General features: G+C 70.4%; 18 protein-coding genes. 9 read left to right on the top strand and 9 right to left on the bottom strand.

The genetic code is table 11. The features are described from left to right. Positions 1-30: 30 nt before the first annotated feature. Positions 31-1,623, bottom strand: coding sequence for a PAS domain-containing protein (locus B4V04_RS13070; protein WP_498232190.1), 1,593 nt, complete (start codon positions 1,621-1,623; stop codon positions 31-33). 150 nt (positions 1,624-1,773) lie between these two features. Between B4V04_RS13070 and B4V04_RS13075 the strand changes: the two genes are divergently transcribed. Then, positions 1,774-3,255, top strand: coding sequence for an ATPase domain-containing protein (locus B4V04_RS13075; RefSeq protein ID WP_498232191.1), 1,482 nt, complete (start codon positions 1,774-1,776; stop codon positions 3,253-3,255). A gap of 24 nt (positions 3,256-3,279) precedes the next feature. Here B4V04_RS13075 and B4V04_RS13080 read toward each other — a convergent pair whose 3' ends face one another. After that, positions 3,280-3,867, bottom strand: coding sequence for a tRNA (cytidine(56)-2'-O)-methyltransferase (locus B4V04_RS13080; RefSeq protein ID WP_498232192.1), 588 nt, complete (start codon positions 3,865-3,867; stop codon positions 3,280-3,282). A 160-nt stretch (positions 3,868-4,027) separates the two neighbouring features. Here B4V04_RS13080 and B4V04_RS13085 point away from each other — a divergent pair, with 160 nt between their 5' ends. Next, positions 4,028-5,116, top strand: a complete 1,089-nt coding sequence (locus tag B4V04_RS13085) for a phosphoribosylaminoimidazolesuccinocarboxamide synthase (protein WP_498232193.1) — start codon at positions 4,028-4,030, stop codon at positions 5,114-5,116. 419 nt (positions 5,117-5,535) lie between these two features. Here B4V04_RS13085 and B4V04_RS13090 read toward each other — a convergent pair whose 3' ends face one another. Together B4V04_RS13090 and B4V04_RS13095 are read right to left on the bottom strand one after the other, a co-directional pair. Continuing rightward, positions 5,536-8,310, bottom strand: a complete 2,775-nt coding sequence (locus B4V04_RS13090) for an AAA domain-containing protein (RefSeq protein WP_498232194.1) — start codon at positions 8,308-8,310, stop codon at positions 5,536-5,538. 70 nt (positions 8,311-8,380) lie between these two features. After that, positions 8,381-8,710: a hypothetical protein gene (locus tag B4V04_RS13095; RefSeq protein WP_498232195.1), complete on the bottom strand. Its 330-nt coding sequence runs from the start codon at positions 8,708-8,710 to the stop codon at positions 8,381-8,383. 407 nt (positions 8,711-9,117) lie between these two features. Here B4V04_RS13095 and B4V04_RS13100 point away from each other — a divergent pair, with 407 nt between their 5' ends. After that, positions 9,118-9,669, top strand: a complete 552-nt coding sequence (locus B4V04_RS13100; RefSeq protein WP_498232196.1) for a hypothetical protein — start codon at positions 9,118-9,120, stop codon at positions 9,667-9,669. A 49-nt stretch (positions 9,670-9,718) separates the two neighbouring features. Here the strand turns inward: B4V04_RS13100 and B4V04_RS13105 are convergent, their stop codons facing one another. After that, complete coding sequence (locus B4V04_RS13105; RefSeq protein ID WP_498232197.1) at positions 9,719-10,087, bottom strand: cupin domain-containing protein; 369 nt, start codon at positions 10,085-10,087, stop codon at positions 9,719-9,721. A gap of 69 nt (positions 10,088-10,156) precedes the next feature. After that, on the bottom strand, positions 10,157-11,068 hold the full coding sequence (locus B4V04_RS13110) for a 1,4-dihydroxy-2-naphthoyl-CoA synthase (RefSeq protein WP_498232198.1): 912 nt from the start codon (positions 11,066-11,068) through the stop codon (positions 10,157-10,159). A gap of 226 nt (positions 11,069-11,294) precedes the next feature. Between B4V04_RS13110 and B4V04_RS13115 the strand changes: the two genes are divergently transcribed. From B4V04_RS13115 to B4V04_RS13125, 3 genes are read left to right on the top strand one after another with little or no spacing between them, the layout of a single operon-like run. Beyond that, entirely contained in the window at positions 11,295-12,320 is a 1,026-nt protein-coding gene (locus tag B4V04_RS13115; RefSeq protein WP_498232199.1) for an ABC transporter substrate-binding protein, read from the top strand. Then, complete coding sequence (locus B4V04_RS13120; RefSeq protein ID WP_498232200.1) at positions 12,320-13,123, top strand: ABC transporter permease; 804 nt, start codon at positions 12,320-12,322, stop codon at positions 13,121-13,123. The genes B4V04_RS13115 and B4V04_RS13120 overlap by 1 nt, the downstream gene beginning before the upstream one ends. Next, positions 13,111-13,965 (top strand): ABC transporter ATP-binding protein, encoded by an 855-nt coding sequence (locus tag B4V04_RS13125; protein WP_498232201.1) that lies wholly within the window; start codon positions 13,111-13,113, stop codon positions 13,963-13,965. Before B4V04_RS13120 ends, B4V04_RS13125 begins: the two co-directional genes overlap by 13 nt. A 9-nt stretch (positions 13,966-13,974) precedes the next feature. Here the strand turns inward: B4V04_RS13125 and B4V04_RS13130 are convergent, their stop codons facing one another. Continuing rightward, a complete protein-coding gene (locus B4V04_RS13130) occupies positions 13,975-14,142 on the bottom strand; it encodes a hypothetical protein (RefSeq protein WP_498232202.1) in 168 nt (55 codons plus the stop codon). A gap of 177 nt (positions 14,143-14,319) precedes the next feature. Here B4V04_RS13130 and B4V04_RS13135 point away from each other — a divergent pair, with 177 nt between their 5' ends. After that, entirely contained in the window at positions 14,320-15,171 is an 852-nt protein-coding gene (locus B4V04_RS13135; RefSeq protein ID WP_498232203.1) for a universal stress protein, read from the top strand. Positions 15,172-15,470: 299 nt separating this feature from the next. Here the strand turns inward: B4V04_RS13135 and B4V04_RS13140 are convergent, their stop codons facing one another. Together B4V04_RS13140 and deoC are read right to left on the bottom strand one after the other, a co-directional pair. Continuing rightward, positions 15,471-15,695: a hypothetical protein gene (locus B4V04_RS13140; RefSeq protein ID WP_498232204.1), complete on the bottom strand. Its 225-nt coding sequence runs from the start codon at positions 15,693-15,695 to the stop codon at positions 15,471-15,473. A gap of 114 nt (positions 15,696-15,809) precedes the next feature. Continuing rightward, positions 15,810-16,448 carry a deoxyribose-phosphate aldolase gene (deoC, locus tag B4V04_RS13145; RefSeq protein ID WP_498232205.1) on the bottom strand — a complete coding sequence of 213 codons (639 nt, stop codon included), beginning with the start codon at positions 16,446-16,448 and terminating at the stop codon, positions 15,810-15,812. A gap of 115 nt (positions 16,449-16,563) precedes the next feature. Here deoC and gatD point away from each other — a divergent pair, with 115 nt between their 5' ends. Both gatD and B4V04_RS13155 read left to right on the top strand, forming a co-directional pair. Then, positions 16,564-17,871 carry a Glu-tRNA(Gln) amidotransferase subunit GatD gene (gene gatD, locus B4V04_RS13150; protein ID WP_498232206.1) on the top strand — a complete coding sequence of 436 codons (1,308 nt, stop codon included), beginning with the start codon at positions 16,564-16,566 and terminating at the stop codon, positions 17,869-17,871. Next, on the top strand, positions 17,868-18,959 hold the full coding sequence (locus B4V04_RS13155) for a GNAT family N-acetyltransferase (RefSeq protein WP_498232207.1): 1,092 nt from the start codon (positions 17,868-17,870) through the stop codon (positions 18,957-18,959). The genes gatD and B4V04_RS13155 overlap by 4 nt, the downstream gene beginning before the upstream one ends. The last annotated feature ends 2 nt before the right edge of the window (positions 18,960-18,961 follow it).

Raw genomic sequence — 18,961 nt, forward strand, 5'->3', positions numbered from 1 at the left:
TTCCCGGCCACTCCGGGATTCGCCGCCGTCTCACCCCGTGCTCAGCGTCCCGTCCCGGGGGCGCGCCGGCACGACCATCCGGAGCGTGGTCCCCTCGCTCGACGTGTCGACCGAGAAGTCCCCGCCCGCCTTGCTCACGACCCAGTACATCAGCCAGATCCCGAGCCGGTCGGCGTGCGACAGCGACGTCTCGCCCCGCTCGAGCACGCGCGTCTCGTGGTCCGGGATGCCGGGCCCGTCGTCGGCGATCTCGACCGCGAGCCACTCCGCCGACTCCCGCTCGACGCGGACCTCGACCGACGGGTTCGGGTCGTCGTTGTGCTTGACGGCGTTCTCCATCCCCTCCTCGATCGCCGTCGTCAGGCCGACGATCGTCGTTTCCAGCGGGTCGTCGGGGGGTACCGAGAGGGAGACCGTCGCCTCGGGGTACCGGTCTTGGACCCGCGACCGCAGCTCGATCAGGCGGTCGCGGAGCCCGATTTCGTCCCCCTCCGACGCGGAGTCGGAGAGGGTGTGATCGAGCTTCTGGACCGCCCCGGCGATCCCCATCAGGTCGTCCGCCGTGCGGTCGATGACTGCCAGCGAGTCGAGCGCCTCCTCGTCGTCGATGTCCCGCCGCAGCAGTTCGGTGTACCCCGTGATGAGGTTCATCTTGTTCCGGAGGTTGTGGCTGAGCACGCGTTTCATCACCTCCAGCCGTCGTTCCCGGATCTTCCGCTCCGTGATGTCCGTCTGGAAGCCGACGTAGTGCGTGACCGCCCCCTCCTCGTCGCGGATCGGGGCGATCGTGAGCCGGTTCCAGAACTTCTGACCGTTGCGGCGGTAGTTCAGGACGTCGACCGCGACCGGTCGCTCCTCGTCGATCGCCCGCCGGAGCGTCGCGACCGTCTCCGGATCCGTGTCCTCGCCCTGCAGGAACCGGCAGTCCGCGCCGAACATCTCGGAGCCGTAGCCGGTGAGCGCCTCGAACTCGTCGTTCGCGTACACGAGCGGGTTGTCTCCCTCGCCGCTCCCGTCGACGTCGGCGATCGTGATCCCGACGGGCGCCTCGTCCATCGCGCGCTCCTTCAGCCGGAGGTCCTCGACGGTCTCTTCGAGCCGCCGTTCGCGGGCCGCGAGCCGGAGCGAGGTGCGCCGCCGCTCGACGAGGTTGCCGACCCTGATTCGGAGGGCCCGCTTCCGCACCGGCAGCTCGATGACGTCGTCGACGTAGTCCCACGTGTTCTCCGCCGTCGGCCCGCCCGCGTCGTCGCTCACGAGCAGGACGAACGGGAGGAAGACGGGCGCGGCCAGCTCCCGCCGCCGCTGGATCGACCCGGCGACGCGGTTGAACTCGTGGGCGTCGAAGACGCAGCAGTCGAACGTCGATTCGAGCGACTCCACGTCGGTCGTCGCGTGGGTTTGGAACCGACCGCTCAGCACCTCGGACACCAGGTCTCGGTCGCGACCCGGCCGCATGAACAGCAACACCCGCGGCTCCCGGTCGGGTTCAGGCGCGCCTCCGTCCGGGGCGTCGTCGATCCGGTCCGCGGGTCCGGCGTCGGCGGCCTCCTCGGCGGACGCGTCGACGCCGCCGCCTCCGGAGGGCGCACCGTCGGCGAGCCCCTCGGGGCCCGTGTCCATCTTCCGTGAACGGTGAACGCACTGCCACTAAGAGTTACCCATTTAGCAAACTCCTATACCACTCGTTCAGGCCGTTTGCCGTTCGATAATTGACAATATGGGGTCTCGAACCTATCCAGATTTAACTACCCGGCGCACGGAGCCGACGACATGGCTGCGTCACTGTCCGAGCGCGTGTCGACCGGCATCCCTGGCCTCGACGAGATACTGTTCGGGGGGCTGATCCCGGAGCGAAGCTACATGATCCGCGGTCAGGCGGGCAGCGGGAAGACGATCCTCAGCCTCCACTTCCTCCAGCGGGGCGTCGACGAGGGCGAGACCTCGCTGTTCATCAACTTAGAGGAGGACGTCCGCGACCTCGAGGCGAACGCGGCCGCGCTGGGCTTCGACACGGACGCGATCGAGTTCCTCGACCTGAGTCCGGGCGCCGACGTGTTCACCGAAGATCAGTCGTACGAGGTGTTCGCGCCGTCGGAGGTCGAGAGCGAACCGCTCACCGAGCGGATCGTGGAGGGCGTCACCGCCGTCGACCCCGACCGCGTCGTCGTCGACCCGCTGACCCAGCTCCGGTTCCTGCTGTCCGACGACTACCAGTTCCGCAAGCAGGTCGTCGGATTCATGCGATTTCTGAAAGAACGCGACGTGACCGTGGCCTTCACCGTCCAGAACACCGCCTCGCTGCCGACCGACGACCTGGAGTTCATCACGGACGGGTCGATCCGGCTGGGCGCGGAGGAGTACGGGAAGACGATCGACGTGCCGAAGTTCCGCGGCTCGTCGACGCAGAGCGGCGACCACGCCTACCGGGTGACCGACCACGGCATCGAGGTGTACCCGGCGCTCCAGCCCGGGAAGCACACCGGCGAGTTCGACTTCGAACAGATCTCCTCGGGGATCGAGGGGGTCGACGACCTGCTCCACGGCGGGCTCGAACGCGGGACGGTCAGCATCGTCAGCGGGCCGACGGGTGTCGGCAAGACGACGCTGAGCACGCAGTTCATGAAGGAGGCCGCCGAGCGGGGCGAGCGCTCCGTCATCTACCTGTTCGAGGAGAACCGGCAGACGTTCCTCACGCGCTCCCGCGCCGTCGGGATCCCTGTCGACGAGATGATCGAGCGGGGGACGCTCCAGGTGAACGAGGTGGAGGCGCTGGAGCGGTCGCCACAGGAGTTCGCCCGCATGGTCCGCGAGGAGGTCGAGGAGCGCGGCGCGGACATCGTGATGGTCGACGGCATCGCCGGGTATCGGCTCACGCTCCGCGGCGAGGAGGGGATGATGCTCCAGCAGATGCACGCGCTGGGACGGTACCTCAAGAACATGGGGGCGACCTCCATCTTCATCGACGAGACGCGGAACATCACCGGCCAGTTCCAGGCGACCGTTGAGAACATCAGCTACCTCGCCGACAACATCGTGTTCCTCCGGCACCTGGAGGTACAGGGCGAGATGCGGAAGGCGATCGGCGTCCTGAAGAAGCGGACGAGCGACTTCGAGCGGACGATCCGCGAGTTCCGCATCACCGAGGAGGGCGTCTCGGTCGGCGAGCCGATGACGGGGCTGCGCGGCATCCTGAGCGGAACGCCGGAGGTCGTCGACGACGCGTCGGGGTTGGAGCGGGCCGACGAGGAGTGAGCCGCGGCGACGAGACTCCGGCCCTCAGTCCGACTCGTCCTCGCCCTCGTCGGCGTCGACGACCGTCTTCCCGGTCGCCTCCGGAACCACCTCGCGGTCGGCGTCGGCCCACTTGCGGTCCAGCTCCGCGCCCTCGAACAGCCGGTCCAAGAACACCGCGAGCCCGGCGACCTCCGAGTGCGGCTGGTTCGTCACGCCCACGTTGAAGTCGGCGCGCTCGTACAGCGCCCACGGCACCTTCTCGCCGCCGACGACGACGAGGAGGTCGCGGGGGGCCGCCGGATCCTCGCTCGCATCAGGGAGCCCGACCGCCTCCCGGATCTCCCCCTCGACGTCCTGTACGCGCTCGCCGTACATGGTGAGGTGGACGACGACGCCCTCGAACCCCCGGACGATCGCCTTCTGGTCCTCCCGGAGTTCGACCGCGAAGGGGCCGCCGAACCGGTCGGTGATGTCCCGAACCGTCTCCGCGGACTGGCCGGCGTTGTCGGGGAGGATCACGCGGTCCGCCCCGAGCGCCCGGGCCGTGAGCCCGACGTGCGTCGTCATGCGGTCGTCGCGTCCGGGCCGATGGCCGTACCGGAGGACGACGACCTCGCGCGCCTCGTGCATGGACGGCGATGCGCCCGCGACGCGTGTGGTCCTTTCGATGCGACTGCGTCGCCGGTTCGCCCCGGTTTTGTGCCACGTTCTTGGATCATTGGATGGACTGACCCCGAGAGGTGACCACGTAAGTGAAAGGTTCATGGGGGAGGCGGTCACCGGGTGAGGTATGACGAGCGTCAAGGAGTTCCGCGTCGACGAGCCCGCGACCGCCGACTCGCTCGGCCGCGGTCGGTTCGTCTTCACGGACGCGTACTCGGTGTTCGACTGGGGGCAGATGCCCGACGCGATACCGCGGAAGGGCGCGAGCCTCTGCGCGATGGGCGCGTTCAACTTCGAACTGCTGGAGGACGAGGGCGTCCCGACTCACTACCGCGGGGTCGTCGATCCGGGCGAGGAGGGGACAGACGAGGCGGAAACGAAGGGAGGGGACGAACCCGAGCCCGTCCCCCTCGCCGACGCGACCGCCCCGCCGACGGAGATGGCCATCGATCTGACGCAAGTTCCCGACCTGCCGTACGAGGGGCCCGAGGCCGGCTACGACTACGACGCCTTCCACGCCGCGGGCGGGGAGAACTACCTCGTCCCGCTCGAGGTCGTCTTCCGGAACCGCGTGCCGGTCGGCTCCAGCCTGCGGCGGCGCGCCGACCCCGCCGACTTCGGCCTCGACGCGAGTTCCGGTATCGCCGGCGACGAGTGGCCCGACGAGCCGGTCGACCTGCCGGAGCCGGTCGTGGAGTTCTCCACGAAGTACGAGGAGCAGGACCGCTACCTGACCCGCGACGAGGCCGACCGGATCGCAGGCGCCGCCGACGTCGACGCCCTCGAATCGCTCGCGCGCGAGGTGAATCAGGTCGTCACCGAGCGCGCCGAGGCCGCCGGCTTCGCCCACGAGGACGGGAAGATCGAGTGCCTGTACGCCGACGGCGAGCTCCGCGTCGCCGACGTGGTCGGCACGTTCGACGAGAACCGATTCTCGTACGGCGGCCGCGGGATCTCGAAGGAGGTCGTCAGGCAGTGGTACCGCGCGAACGACCCAGAGTGGGTCGACGCCGTGAAGGAGGCGAAGGCGGCGGTCGCGGGCCGCGAGATCGACGATTGGCGCGAGCTGTGCGAGCGCGATCCCGAACCCCTCCCGCCGGCCGTCGTCGACGCGGTCTCCGAGCTGTACGCCGCCGGGACGAACGCCTACGCCGGCCGGGAGTGGTTCGACGTCCCCGACATCGAGGCGGCGCTCGACGCGGTCGACGATCTATAAGCGAACGCGACCGCTGACGCCGCCGAGAACGGTCGGCGGAACCCTCGCGATTGACGGGACGCGAACGTGCCTCTTTATTTATAAATCGTTGACGTCGCGGTGAACACCTCCAAAGCCCCAGCCGCGAGGACGGCGCACGCTTGCTGCGCTCCTCACTCAGTCGCCTACGCTCCTTCGTTGCGGTGCTTACGTCGCCTGCGCCGTCCTCGCGACTGCCCCTTTGAGTCCCGCCCCGCACCGCACAGCACGGCAACCTCACGCCTCCCCAGCCTCGCCGCTCACGCCCTACGGGCGTTCGCGGCGTCCCTCGCGCGTGCTGCTCGGCCGCGGGGCGGCCTCGCAGGCACGCGCCACCGCACCGATTTATAACCGATCTGCGCTGTCGCTCGCCGGTGTAAACGAATCGGGCCGATACCCGTTTACCGCCGCGCCCAGTCGAGCATGCGCTCGTAGAACGGCTCCGAGGCGAGCGCCTCGGCGTCGCCGACGAGCGTCAGCTGCTTTTTCGCCCGCGTCAGCGCGACGTTCATGCGCCGGTGGTCCTCGAATATCGGCCCGTCGAGGTCGCCGGTCGCGACCAGCGAGACGACGATGACCTCCTTCGAGGAGCCCTGGAAGCGGTCGACGGTGTCGACCGTGACGGGAGTTCGCTTGTCGATCTCCGCGACCTGCGCGCGGAAGGGGGCGATGACGCCGACGTCGTCGGGGTCGACCCCGGCCCCGAGGTAGGCGTCGACGACCTCCGCGACGCGTTCGGCCTCCCGGACGTTCCGGTTGCCGTCGCGGGTCCCGTCCGGGTCGACGAAGTTTACGCCGCCCGCGAGGCCGTCGGGGAGGTCGGCGGGGTCGACGCCGAGGTCGCGGAGGGTCTGCCCGGCCACCTCCGGGGTCGCCGGGCGGAGCGCGCCGTCGTAGAACTCCGCGGAGGCGAACGCCTGGATGCGCTGGCTCATCCGGTACTGGCGGTCGAGCATGACGCTCGCGTCGGGGTACGCCTCGATGAGGCGCTGGAAGAGGGAGGTCTTGAGGTCGTTCTCGGCGCGGACGACGGGCGGGAGCTGCTCGTGGTCGCCGACGAGGACGAACCGGTCCGCGAGGTTGATCGCGGCGTGGGTCCCCGGCTCCGTGAGCTGTGACGCCTCGTCGACGAGCGCCACGTCGAACTCGCACTCGCGCATCACGCGGGAGCCGCAGGCCGCGGTGGTGGCGGCGACGACGGGGGCGTCCCGGAGCTCGGCGGCCTTCGCGTTCGGGTCGCCGCGCTGGACGAGGCGCACGTCCTGCATGTCGCCGCGGACTCCCGTTTCGCTGCCGACGCGGAGGATTCCGCCGGTTTCACCGGCTCCATATGGTCGCGAGGACGCGACCCAGTCCTCGAACCCCTGATCGCGGAGGGCTTCGAGGGCGTTGTCGACCGCGCGGTTGGTGAACGCCGAGAGCAACACCCGGTTCCCCTCGGCGACGAGCGCGCGGATCGTCCGGGCGATGGTGTACGTCTTCCCGGTGCCCGGCGGGCCGTGGATCAGCGCGCAGTCCTCGGCGTCGACCGCGAGCTCGACGGCCTCGTTCTGGGCCGCGTTGTTACCGATGTAGGCGTCGGGGGCGTCGGACGCCCCGGAGGCGTCGCCGCTTCCGGGCGTTCCCGCCGGTCGCTCGCTCTCCGTCCGGAACTCCGGCTCGCGCCGCCCGAACAGCACGTCCTTCCGCCGATCGCTTCCCTTTAAGATCGCGTCGTGGAGCGCGGTGAGCGAGCGGTCGACGGAGATCTCGGAGGGGTAGACGTCGAGCCGTCGGAGCTCCACCGGCTCGTCGGTCTCGACGACGACCTCGTCGCCCAGTTCGGCGATCCGGCCGAGCTCGGCGTGTCCCCCTATCGGGTCGCCGTCGCTGGCGAGCGCCACGTCGCCCTCGCGGAGCTTGGAGACGGCGTCGCCGGGCTTCCGGGCGCGGAGCTCCCACCGAGCGTCGTCGATCTCCGTCTGCGAGACCGGTTCGAGGTCGATGAGCGCGCGGTCGTCGGCGGCACGCTCCTCGGGGGTCTGCTCCCACAGCTTCCGGTACTCGGCGTGGGTCTCGCGGCGCTCCTCCTCCAAGGCGACGTAGAAGCGGTCGAAGTAGTCGCGCTCCTCCTCGGGGACCGGGGTCCCGACCGACCCCGCCTTCGACTCCTGGTCGAGGCGGCCGGAGACGACCATGCAGGTGTCCTGCTCGAAGCAGTACTGGCACTTCGCGTCGGCCTCGTACCCCGTCGGGACGGTGGGGCGCTCGCCGGGGTCGTTGAGCGCGCGCCACTCCATCGCCGCGAGGGCGTTGCGCTCGCGGACGACGAACTCCAGCAGCCCCCGGCCCACCGAGAACTCCTTGGCGGGCGCGAGGTCCCCCGACTCCTCGTTGCGGTCCAGAGCGGTGTTCTTCGTGTACAGCAGCGTCCCGATGTCGGGGTCGACGCCGCGCTCGTCGAGCATCAGGGCGTAGCAGGCCGCCTGGATCTTGTCGTGGAAGCGCGGTTCCCGCTTGGTGTTCTTCCCGGTCTTCAGCTCCACCGGGGTCCCGCGCCGGAGCGCGTCGGCGCGCCCCTTCAGGCCGAACGTCGGCGAGACGAGGGTGAACTCCGACCGCCACGTGTCCTCGTCGGAGAGCGTCCCCTGCGCGAGCCACCCCTCGATCGCGGCCGCGTTGCGGCGCACCTCGTCGGCGACCTCCTCGGGCTCGTACCCCAGCAGGCCGAGCTCGAGCCCGGCCTCCTCGACGCGGTCCGCGACCGACTCCTCCAGGTCCATCCCGCGGAGCAGGTCGCCGAACACCTCGTGGACGATCGTCCCCTTGACTACCGGGTAGTTGAGCGGGATGCCGGAGAGCTTGTTCAGGTAGTACATCCGCGGGCACTGCACCCACGACCGGATCCCGGTCACGTCGACGAGGAAGTCGGGCTCCAGCACGACCCACGAGTCGCCCGTGGTCGCGTACCCGATCTCGCCGCCGAACTCGTCTTCCTCGGCGTCGGTGACCAGCAGCTCCATGCCCGTCTCGGCGTGTTCGGCGGTCTCCGTCCACTTCCCCCACAGCGTCACGTCGACCGGGTCGGCCGCGCCGCGCTCGGGCCGGATCCGGAGCTCGCGGAGCTCCCGGTCCCCGTACGACGTCGACACCGTTCGTGACTCTCCGACGGAGAGGATCGGCCCCCGAACGTTCACGGCCGTCATCGGCGGCGGGCTCGAAAAACGCTGTCGGTGGGGGTGTCGACGGAGAGGTCGGCGTGGCGATTCACGGCGAGTGGCGGACGGGGTCGACCTCGGGGAGACGGAGCTGTTGGGTCTCCGTCTCCGCGGTCAGGCCGACGACGTCCCCGAGGTGCGCCTCGCAGAGCCGCGGCGTCTCCGAGTCGATCGGGAACGTCTCGTGGCGGGTCTCCCCGGCGGCGGTCTCGACGTACTCGATCTCGCGCAGCGCCAGCGCGAACCGCCCTCCGTCTCCGCAGAGCAGACAGCGCGACTCGCCGTCCCAGTCGCCGTGTTCGAGCGCCTCGCCGAAGTGCGTCCGCTCGCACGTCCGACAGTAGCCGCCGAGCACCAGCCCGTCGTGAACGTCGATCACGGCCCGCCGGCGGGCCTGCCGAGTATCACACGACGCACACATCATTCCTTTGTTCCCCCTCGGGTCGGAGTAGGGATTCCACGAAGCGGGAAATAAATGTGGCCACCGTCCTGAAAGTAGTCATACATTTCAAAAATTATCAATTACGGCCCCTCGCAGTCTAGCGGTTTTCTGAGATCGTTTCAGAACTGTATCAGAAACGATCGGGGCCGGATCGGAGCCGGAGCGAAACAGAAATCGCTCGTTGCGGGCGCTCGAACGCGACCGTTCGAGCGAAGCGGGTGTGAGAGGACCCCCGTATCGGGTGGAACCGCGCGTCACCGTCGCGAATCCGGGCTCGCGGGTGTCGGCGTCGACGCACCTCAACGACCGACATTCTCAAGCCGCCGAGGACGCTACGTCGACACATGCGCGTCCGAGACTGGGACGACATCCTCGCGGACGTCGCGAGCGACTCGACCGACCCGGACGGCTGGCGGGCCGTCGCCGGCTCCCGGCGCGAGGGACTCGGCGAGGACCTCTACTTCGGCCACCCGAACGTCGGCGTCTACCACCTGAAGACGTACGCGAAGAACCCCCGCGACCTCCGCGGCGTCGGCGCGCGGGTGGCTCGCAAAGTCGACGACGAGCTCGACCCGCTCCTCCCGAACGAGGAGTCGGCCGGCCGGTTCGCGGTCCAATCGCCGCCCGAGGACGAGGAGGCGGCGAAGGACGTCGCGACGCGGCTGCGCGAGACGCTGAAGGTCCACGCGGAGGCGCCGACGAGCGCCGACCACCTGTTCGAAGACGTGATGGAAGCGGTCGACTCGTCCGCCTTCGGCCCCATGGACTACCGGTTCGACGGGCGGCCGGACGAGCTCGACGAGCTCTCCGACACGTTCGACGAGGCCGAGGAGCTGCTCTCGGCCGAGCTGGAGGACCTGATCGACGAGGACGACGTCGACCGCGGGTTCCACTGAGTCGGGCGGTCGCGGCGGCACCCCCGGAACCGTCGCGACCCCCGACCGCTCAGCCGTCGACGCGCTCCAACTCCTCTCTGGTCAGCTCGTTCTCGACGTCGCCCGTGTTCCGCGTGCCGGCCGGCTCGAACAGCAGCAGGTGCGCCTCCGGTTCGGCGACCGGGCGGTGCTCGGTCCCGCGGGGGACGACGAGCAGTTCGCCCGCCTCTAAGGTCACGTCGTCGCGGTCGCGGAACTCGATCCGGAGGCGACCGTCGGTGACTAAGAACAGCTCGTCGGCGTCGGCGTGGCTGTGCCAGACGAAGTCGCCCTCGGCCTTCGCGAGCTTCACGGCCTGCCCGTTCAGTTCGCCGGCGAGGTGGGGGTCCCACCGCTCGTCGATCGACGCGAACGCGCTCGCGAGGTTCACCTTCTCCATGGGTCTCGCTGCGTGCTTCGCGTATATAAACGACGGCGGCGCAGCGGTGCGTCGCGGGTTCTCGGGGCCTCAGTAGTGCCAGGGGTGGTCGCGGAACTCGGGCTCGCGCTTCTCTAAGAAGGCGTCTCTGCCCTCCTGGGCCTCGTCGGTCATGTACGCCAGGCGGGTCGCTTCGCCCGCGAACACCTGCTGGCCGACCATCCCGTCGTCGGTCATGTTGAACGCGTACTTCAGCATGCGCATCGCGGTCGGCGACTTCCGCGTCATCTCGTCGGCCCACTCCAGCGCCACGTCCTCCAGTTCCTCGTGGGGGATCGCCTCGTTGACCATCCCCATGTCCGCGGCCTCCTCCGCGGAGTAGGTCTTGCCGCGGAAGAACACCTCGCGGGCCTTCTTCTGGCCGATCTGTTTCGCGAGGTAGGCGGAGCCGAACCCGCCGTCGAAGGAGGCGACGTCGGGGTCGGTCTGGAGGAACTTCGCGTGCTCGTCGCTGGCGAGCGTCAGGTCGCAGACGACGTGGAGCGAGTGGCCGCCGCCGACCGCCCAGCCGGGGACGACCGCGACGACCGGCTTCGGCATGAACCGGATCAGCCGCTGGACCTCCAGGATGTGGAGCCGCCCGGCGCGCGCCTCCTTGACGAGCGGGTCGTCCTCGTCGCCCGCCTCGTCGCCGTCGCGGTACTCGTAGCCGGAGCCGCCCCGCACCGACTGGTCTCCGCCGGAACAGAACGCCCAGCCGTCGTCCTTCTCGGAGGGCCCGTTGCCCGTGAGGAGGACGCAGCCCACGTCGGCCTGTTTGCGCGCGTGGTCGAGCGCGGCGTACAGTTCGTCGACGGTGCCCGGTCGGAACGCGTTCCGGACCTCGGGGCGGTCGAACGCGATCCGGACCGCCGGGACGTCGACGCCGCGGTGATAGGTGACGTCGTCGAACTCGTCCGTGACCGGCTCCCACGCGTCGGGGTCGAAGATCTCCGAGACCATGCGCCGCAATTGACGGCCGACCGCATAAACGGCGGCGGATGCGCCGCGTAGCCGCGCCCCGGAGTAAATATTGCGTCGACCTGTGAGAGGCCGCTTTCGACTAGGTGTGTGGCCGAACCACTCAAACGTCCGTATTCTCCGTTTCGCCCGACTCTCGACCGTCATCGGAATACGCCTTCGTTGCTGGTGACGCGGGGGTGTTGCCCGGGGAGCCCGTTTATACTGTATGCACGGAACACGCGCGCCGACCTCGCGTCGGTCCTTTCTCGCCGCCGCCGGCGCCTCCGCGACGCTCGGACTCGCCGGCTGTCTCGGCGGCGGTGGCGGCGGGCTCGACGAACTGACGGTCGCGCACATGCCGATCTACCCCGACCTCCAGTGGTACGTGATGGAGGGCGAAGGGTACTTTTCCGAGGTCGACGCCGAGGTCACCGGGAAGGAGTTCACCGACGGTCCGGCGATCGTCCAGGCCTTCGGCAGCGGCGACATCGACGTCGCCATGTTCGGGATCGTGCCCGCGATGATCGTCATCGACCGCGACATCCCCGCGCAGGTGACGACGGCGAACATCCGCGAGCCGATGGGGATCATGGCCGAGGAGTCGTTCCACGAGACCTTCGAGGCGGAGGGCGGCGACGCGTTCGCGACGTGGGCCGAGGGGAACGGCGGGCCGTTCCGCTTCGGCACCTTCCCGCAGGGGAGCGTCCCGGACGTGCTGCTCCGCTACTGGCTCCGGGAGTCCGGCGTCGACCCCGAGTCGAACGATCACGTCGAGATCGTCGAGATCAACGGCGCCAGCGCCGTCTGGCAGGCGATCGCTAACGGCGAGATCGACGGCACCTCGATCATGGAGCCGGTGCCGACGATCGCGCAGGCGGAGGGGTCGTCCGTCACGATGCTCCGGACGGCCGCGGAGATCCTCCCCGGTCAGCCCGCGGCGGTCACTCTGATGAGCGACGCGGTCCGCGAGTCGCCGCTAGCCGCGCAGTTCGTCGAGCAGCACGCCCGCGCCACCGAGTTCATCGACGAGAACCCGGACGCGACCGCCGGACACGTCGAGTCGGGGATCGGGATGCCGGCGGACCGCGCCCGACGCGCGCTCGACTCGCCGCTGTCGAACTTCGTCACCGACCCCCGGTCGATCGCCGAGGCGACCCCGGTGTTCTCCGAGTTCGCGGCGAACAACGGGCAGATCGACGAACGGCTGTCGAACGAGGCGATATTCGACTTCGAGGTGTACGACTCGCTCTGATGGCGACCGACACCGGCAGCCGGTTCGACGGGGACGAACTGCGCGCCGGCCTCGGCCTCGACGACCCGCGGAGGCTCCTCCGCGGTGCCGTCGGCGTCGTCGGGTTCGTGGTCGTCTGGCACCTCGCCTCGCTCACGCAGCCGGCGTACGTGCTGCCGTCGCCGGCGGCGGTCGGCGACGCCTTCGCCGAGGAACTCGCCTCCGGGACGATGACGACCGCGCTGTGGTCGAGTATCCGGCACTGGGTCCCGGGAACGGTCGTCGGCACCGGGCTCGGCGTCGCCGCGGGCGTCGCGTTCTCGTGGAGCGGGCTGCTCGACGACGTGACGGCGCCGCTCGTCAGGACGCTCCGGCCGGTCCCGCCGCTCGCGCTGATCGGTTTCGCGATCGCGTGGTTCGGGATCAACGACGCCGGCGCGGCCTTCATCATCGCCGTGGGCGCTTTCTGGATCAACTACTACGCGGCGTACGAGGCCGTCGAGGGCGTCTCCGAGGACCTGCTCGACGTGGGTCGCACGCTCGGGGTCCGCGGCGACCTCGACGCGGTCCGGTCGATCGTCCTCCCGGCGTCCCTGCCGGGTATCCTCACCGGGGTCCGGACCGGTCTCGGGCGCTGCTGGATGCTCGTGGTCGCCTCCGAGATATTCGGGGTGCCGGGCGTCGGCCGCGAGATCCTGCGCGCGAGCAACAACCTCCTCGTCGACACGGTGATCGCGTACATCCTCGTGTTGAGCCTGATGTACCTCCTCGTCGACGTGGCGTTCCGCGCCGTCCAACGGAGGGTGTTAGTGTGGCGGGCGTGAACGAGGCGTCGATGTCGGACGGGGATTCGGCGACGACCGAGGACGACCGCAGCGCGTCCGAGAGAGGCGCCGCAGCGGGCGGAACCACCGAGGAGTCCGGTGTCGTCGTCGACGCCGTCGGGAAGACGTACGACGGCGAGGGGAGTCCGGTCCGCGCGCTCGACGACGTCTCCTTCGCGGTCGAGAGCGGCGAGTTCGTCTGTCTCGTCGGCCCGTCCGGCTGCGGGAAGACGACCCTGTTCCGGGTCATCGCCGGGCTCACCGACGCCACCGAGGGGGAGGTCCGGGTCGCCGGTACCCCGGTCACCGAGCCGACGACCGACATGGGCGTCGTCTTCCAAGAGTACCACCTGTTTCCGTGGCTCACGGTCGAGGAGAACGTCGGGTTCGGGCTCGAACGGAGCGACCGGTCCGAGGCGGAGCGCGCGGAGCGGATCGACGAGATGCTCGGTCTCGTCGGGCTCTCGGAGTTCCGGGAGTCGTACCCGAAGTCGCTGTCGGGCGGCATGAAACAGCGCGTCGCCATCGCGCGGGCGCTCGCCGTGGACCCGGAGCTGCTCCTGATGGACGAGCCGTTCGGCGCGGTCGATGCGCAGACGCGGGAGATGCTCCAGCGGGAGCTGCTCGACGTGTGGGCGTCGACCGGGAAGACCGTGCTTTTCGTCACCCACGACGTCGCCGAGGCGGTGACGCTCGCCGACCGGATCGTCGTGATGGCCGCCGAGCCGGGCCGCGTCGCAGAGGTGGTCGACGTCGGCGTCGACCGGCCCCGCGAGCGCGGCGACCCCGCCTTCGGGGAGCACGTGGCTCGGGTACGGGAACTGATCGGGGCGCGGCCGTAGATCGCGGTCCTACTCCCCGTCCGCCTCGTCGACGGCGACCGCCAGTTCGTCGATGTGGGTCCGCACCACCGACAGCGTCGCGTCGGCGTCGGCGTACCCCTGGTCGTAGTCGTCCAGCGCGGACTCGGTCTCGTCGAGGAACCGCTCGACCGCGGCCTCGATCGACTCGTCGCTCATGGACACCGGTTCGCTCTCCGGGCCGTTATACTTCCGGACTCGGGGCGCACCGCACGCCGCTCGCGCCGGCTCGTCCGGATCCGAACCGACCGAGCGTTTTATAATGCGAGCAACAGTATTGTATAATATGAGAAATATTGGTGGCCGTCGCGCGATGGTTCGGCCGGGGTGGGGACGATGACCGGGAAGTCGGCGGTGCTCGCGACCGACCTCTCGACGGCGAGCGAGTCGATGATCCAGTCGGAGACCGGACTGAACTGCCTCGGACGGATCGGCGTCGACCGGATCCACCTCGTGACGGTCGTGCCCTCCAACGTCCACTCGGGGATGCCCGGGATGGGGTTCGAGAAGCGCCGGAAGGAGGCGCTTCGCCGCTACAGCTCGACGGTCGAAGACGCCGGGTTCGACGTCGAGACGCACGTCGTCCGCGGGACGCCGCACCGCCGGATCAACGGGATCGCAGGCTCCGTGAGCGCCGACTTGATCATGGTCGGCTCGCGCGGGAAGAGCCCGCTCGAGAACCGCGTGATCGGGTCGACCGCGCGCAACCTCGCACGCACGACGGTCGTGCCCCTCCTCGTCGACCGCATCGAGCGCGGCGTCGAGGAGCCCGAGACGGTCCGCCGACACCTGTTCAAGCGAACGCTGTTCGCGACGGACTTCTCCGAGAACGCCGAGCGCGCGTTCCGGTCGTTCGAGTACCTCCGGCACGCGACGGAGGAGGTCACGCTGGTCCACGTCGAGTCGCCGAAAGACGACACGAGCGAGGGCGCCGACCCGCAAGACCGCCTCGACGACCTCACCGACCGCCTAGACGAGTTGGAGCTCGACGCCCGTACGGAGATCCGCCGGGGCGACCCCGCGGACGAGATCCTCGCCGCAGAGGCGGAACACGACCCGAGCACGCTGCTGCTCGGCTCCCGCGGTCGGAGCCGGCTGCGCCGACTGCTGCTCGGCAGCGTCTCCGAGGAAGTGGTCGCCCGCGCGACGGGCAACGTCTTCCTCGTGCCGCCGCCGCGCTCGGCGTAACCCCGTCGCGCGCCGCGGACGAGCCGTGGGCCGCGTCGGCGACAGGTGCTCTACACTGTTGGCAGGCGCTCAGTACTGTTGTATAGCACGTGCACAACTACGTCTCAGGAGCGTCCCGTACGACCGACCGCCCCACGCCGGGTTCGCCGTCGCAGCAGCGTCGAATCGACACGGGGTGTGGGAGGACCTCGGCGAGCGGTTCGGCCGGACGTCTACGGGAATACGCCTGGTCCGAATCCGCACTGGCGTCGATGCGACTCGCCTCGGTCGCCCTCCCGGTCGGAGCGTTCGGTGACCGCTCAGCGGCGCCGCAGCGCGTAGGTCGCGTAGCCGACGGCGGCGAGCAGGCCCGCCGACAGCAGGCTCCCGTACACGGCCGGCGAGACGTCGACGTACCCACCGAACGGGTTCGTCAGCGCGAGCACGAGGACGACCAGCGCGACCGAGATCGCGATGCCGATCGCACCGAACGCCTTGAACGCCGTGTCGAGGTCCAGACGCGGTGATCCGCGGGAATGGCTCATACCCCTCGGTAGGCGTTCCGTAAATAAATGCTCACGACGGGATTCCCACGGCGAGAGAACGGGCGGGGCCGGCGCGGGGAGTCCGGGACGCTCCGGAGCGGCGGCCGACCGCCGTCACTCGGGGTATCCCCGGACGATCGCAACGCCGGAGGAGGCGCCGATCCGCGCCGCGCCCGCGTCGAGCATCGCTTTCGCCTCCTCGTAGGAGCCGACGCCGCCGGAGGCCTTCACCGGGAGGTACTCGCTCATCAGTTCCACGTCGGCCACGGTCGCGCCGCCGTCGGCGAAGCCCGTCGACGTCTTCACCATGTCGGCGTCGGCCTCGACGGCGGCCTCGCACGCGCGGCGCTTCTCGTCGTCGGAGAGGAGCGCGGTCTCGATGATCACCTTCACCGGGACCGGCACCGCGGCGACCACGTCGGAGACCTCGGCGGCGACGACGTCGTCCTCGCCGGCCTTCAGGCGGCCAACGTTGATGACGAGGTCGATCTCGTCGGCGCCGTCGTTCCACGCGCCGACCGCCTCGTCCCGCTTCGCCTCCGGCGCGTGCTGACCGTGGGGGAACCCCGCGACGGTCGCGATCGTCGACGGCGCGTCCGCGTAGTCGGCCGCCTCGGCGACGTAGCAGGGCGGGACACAGGCGTTCATCCCGTGGTCGGCCGCCTCGGCGAGGACGGTCTCGACGTCCTCCCACGTCGTCTTCGGGCCGAGCACGGTGTGGTCGATGCTGGCGGCGAACGCGTCGCGGTCCATGGGCTCACGGTCTGCGCGACCGGTAAAAGACGTACCGACCGAGACGCGCGCCGACCCGGGGCGGCCCCGCCGCCGAACGGTTGGATTCAAGTCCGCCGCAGGGGAAGCGGGTGGTATGCAACCGGGAGATCGCGTCCGCGTCGAGCGCGGGGACGTCACGAACGAGGGCGTACTGCTCCCCTCGACGACTCGCGACCACCTCGTCGTCAAGCTCGACGGGGGGTACAACGTCGGCGTCGACCGCGACGCGGCCGACGCGGAGGTGCTCGAATCGGGCGCCCGCGACGTCGACGAGGGGGCCGACGCGGGCGGCGGCGAGGCCTCCGAGATCACCTTCGACGACGACCTGCCGACGATCTCGCTCATCTCGACCGGCGGGACGATCGCCTCCACCGTCGACTACCGGACCGGCGCGGTCACCGCCCAGTTCGACGCCGAGGACGTGCTGCGGGCCGTCCCCGACCTGGCCGGCCGCGCGAACTACCGCGGGCGCGTCGTCGCCAACATCCTCTCGGAGAACATGGAGCCGGCCATCTGGCGGGAGCTCGCCGAGGCCGTCGCCGAGGAGGTCGAGGCCGGCGCCGACGGCGTCGTCGTGATGCACGGCACCGACACGATGCAGTACTCCGCCTCCGCGCTCTCCTTCATGCTCGACGCCCCCGTCCCGGTCGTGTTCACCGGGAGCCAGCGCTCCGCGGACCGCCCCTCCTCGGACAACGTGATGAACGCGGTGTGCGCGGTCGAGGCCGCGAAGGCCGACCACGCGGAGACGCTCGTCTGCATGCACGCGACCCAGTCCGACGACGCCTGCGCGCTCCACCGCGGCACCCGCGTCCGGAAGAACCACACCTCCCGCCGCGACGCCTTCGAGACGGTGGGCGCCGGGCCCCTCGGCGTCGTCGACTACGAGGCCGCGGCCGAGGCTGGCGCCGAGGGCGACGCGGCCGACGCCGCCATCGAGTGGAACCGCGAGCCGCTCCCGCGGGGGCGCGGGCCTGACGCGGATGGCGAAGACGCCGCCGACCTCGCCCCCGACCTCGACGCCGACGTGGAGTTGGCGAAGTTCACGCCCGGCATGGACCCGGCCGCGTGGGACTACCTCGACGACAAGGACGGCGTCGTGATCGAGGGGACCGGGCTCGGCCACGTCCACACCGACCTCATCCCGCGGATCGAGGAGCTGGTCGAGGGCGGTACCGTCGTCGCGATGACGAGCCAATGCCTCTCCGGTCGCGTCTGCGACCGCGTGTACGACACCGGTCGCGACCTGCTCGACGCGGGCGTCGTCGAGGCGGGCGACACCCTTCCCGGCACCGCGAAGGTGAAACTGATGTGGGCGCTCGCGAACCTGTCCGACCCCGCCGAGGCGATGGGCCGCGACCTCGCCGGCGAGCTCACCGAGGAGTCGCAGCCCTGGCGATGACGCCCCCCGCCGGACCGACCGTCGTCGTCCGCGAGGCCCGCCCCGCAGACGCCGACGCGGTCGCCGCGTTCACGCGGGACACGTGGGGCGAGCGCCACGCCGACTACATCCCGCGCGTGTTCCCCGAGTGGGCCGCGTCCGACGACCCGGACCGCGGCACGTTCGTCGCGACGCTCCCGCCCGAGGCGATCGCCGGGAGCGGAGCGGTCGCGGAGCGCGACGACCGGAGCGAGGGCGACACGCTCGTGGAGGGCGACGGGACGGGCGCGGCCGTGCCCGGTGAGCCCGAGGCCGTCGTCGGCTGCATCCAGGGCGCCCTGCTCACGGAGTGGGAGGCGTGGGGACAGGGGATCCGCGTCGACCCGGCCGCCCGCGGCTTCGGCGTCGGGACCGCCCTCTCGACCGCCGCGCTCGACTGGGCGCGCGACCGCGGCGCGACCGTCTGTCGGAACATGGTGTTCTCGTGGAACGTCGCCGGGCTCGGCCAGTCGCGGGCGGTCGGCTTCGAGCCCGCCACTGAGTTCCGGTTCGCGCGGCCGGAGCCGGACGCGGGGGGCGCCGGCGACGACGCGGAGACTGACGCCGGCGACCCCGACCCCGAAACCGACGGGCTCCGCGCCCTCGACGACCCCGATCCGAACGCCGCGTGGGCGCTCTGGGCCGACAGCGACGCCCGCGACCACCTCGGCGGCCTCGCGCTCGACGACGGGGAGTCGTGGGCCTGCTCCGAACTCACTCGCGATCGGCTCCGCGTCGCGGCCGACGAGGACCGACTACCGGCCGTCGCCGACGCGGACGCGCTCGCGGGCTTCGCGGTCCGCACCCGCGTCTCGGAGCGCCCGGCCGACGACGAGGGCGACGCCCCCGAGCGCGTCGCCGTGTACGGCGCCGCCGCGTGGCGCGACGTCGGCGCGGCGGGCGCTCTTTACGAGGAAATCGCCGCCGACGCGGCCGCGGTCGACGCCGACGCCACGCGGGTCCTGATCCCCGAGACCGTCGAGCACGTGAGCGACACGGGCGCGAACCGCGTGCCGGTCGCCGGCGAGCCCGACTTCGTCATGCGGGCCGACCTCACGGGCGAGTTATAAGC

It is taken from the genome of Halorubrum sp. B52 (assembly GCF_059752555.1).

What these genes read in the sequence shown, in the direction of transcription:
- B4V04_RS13135 (WP_498232203.1), top strand. Translation starts at nt 14,320, where the DNA reads ATGACCGGGAAGTCGGCGGTGCTCGCGACCGACCTCTCGACGGCGAGC.
- B4V04_RS13110 (WP_498232198.1), bottom strand. Translation starts at nt 11,068, where the DNA reads ATGGTCTCGGAGATCTTCGACCCCGACGCGTGGGAGCCGGTCACGGAC.
- B4V04_RS13085 (WP_498232193.1), top strand. Translation starts at nt 4,028, where the DNA reads ATGACGAGCGTCAAGGAGTTCCGCGTCGACGAGCCCGCGACCGCCGAC.
- B4V04_RS13115 (WP_498232199.1), top strand. Translation starts at nt 11,295, where the DNA reads ATGCACGGAACACGCGCGCCGACCTCGCGTCGGTCCTTTCTCGCCGCC.
- gatD (WP_498232206.1), top strand. Translation starts at nt 16,564, where the DNA reads ATGCAACCGGGAGATCGCGTCCGCGTCGAGCGCGGGGACGTCACGAAC.
- B4V04_RS13105 (WP_498232197.1), bottom strand. Translation starts at nt 10,087, where the DNA reads ATGGAGAAGGTGAACCTCGCGAGCGCGTTCGCGTCGATCGACGAGCGG.
- deoC (WP_498232205.1), bottom strand. Translation starts at nt 16,448, where the DNA reads ATGGACCGCGACGCGTTCGCCGCCAGCATCGACCACACCGTGCTCGGC.
- B4V04_RS13120 (WP_498232200.1), top strand. Translation starts at nt 12,320, where the DNA reads ATGGCGACCGACACCGGCAGCCGGTTCGACGGGGACGAACTGCGCGCC.
- B4V04_RS13155 (WP_498232207.1), top strand. Translation starts at nt 17,868, where the DNA reads ATGACGCCCCCCGCCGGACCGACCGTCGTCGTCCGCGAGGCCCGCCCC.
- B4V04_RS13130 (WP_498232202.1), bottom strand. Translation starts at nt 14,142, where the DNA reads ATGAGCGACGAGTCGATCGAGGCCGCGGTCGAGCGGTTCCTCGACGAG.
- B4V04_RS13075 (WP_498232191.1), top strand. Translation starts at nt 1,774, where the DNA reads ATGGCTGCGTCACTGTCCGAGCGCGTGTCGACCGGCATCCCTGGCCTC.
- B4V04_RS13080 (WP_498232192.1), bottom strand. Translation starts at nt 3,867, where the DNA reads ATGCACGAGGCGCGCGAGGTCGTCGTCCTCCGGTACGGCCATCGGCCC.
- B4V04_RS13070 (WP_498232190.1), bottom strand. Translation starts at nt 1,623, where the DNA reads ATGGACACGGGCCCCGAGGGGCTCGCCGACGGTGCGCCCTCCGGAGGC.
- B4V04_RS13100 (WP_498232196.1), top strand. Translation starts at nt 9,118, where the DNA reads ATGCGCGTCCGAGACTGGGACGACATCCTCGCGGACGTCGCGAGCGAC.
- B4V04_RS13140 (WP_498232204.1), bottom strand. Translation starts at nt 15,695, where the DNA reads ATGAGCCATTCCCGCGGATCACCGCGTCTGGACCTCGACACGGCGTTC.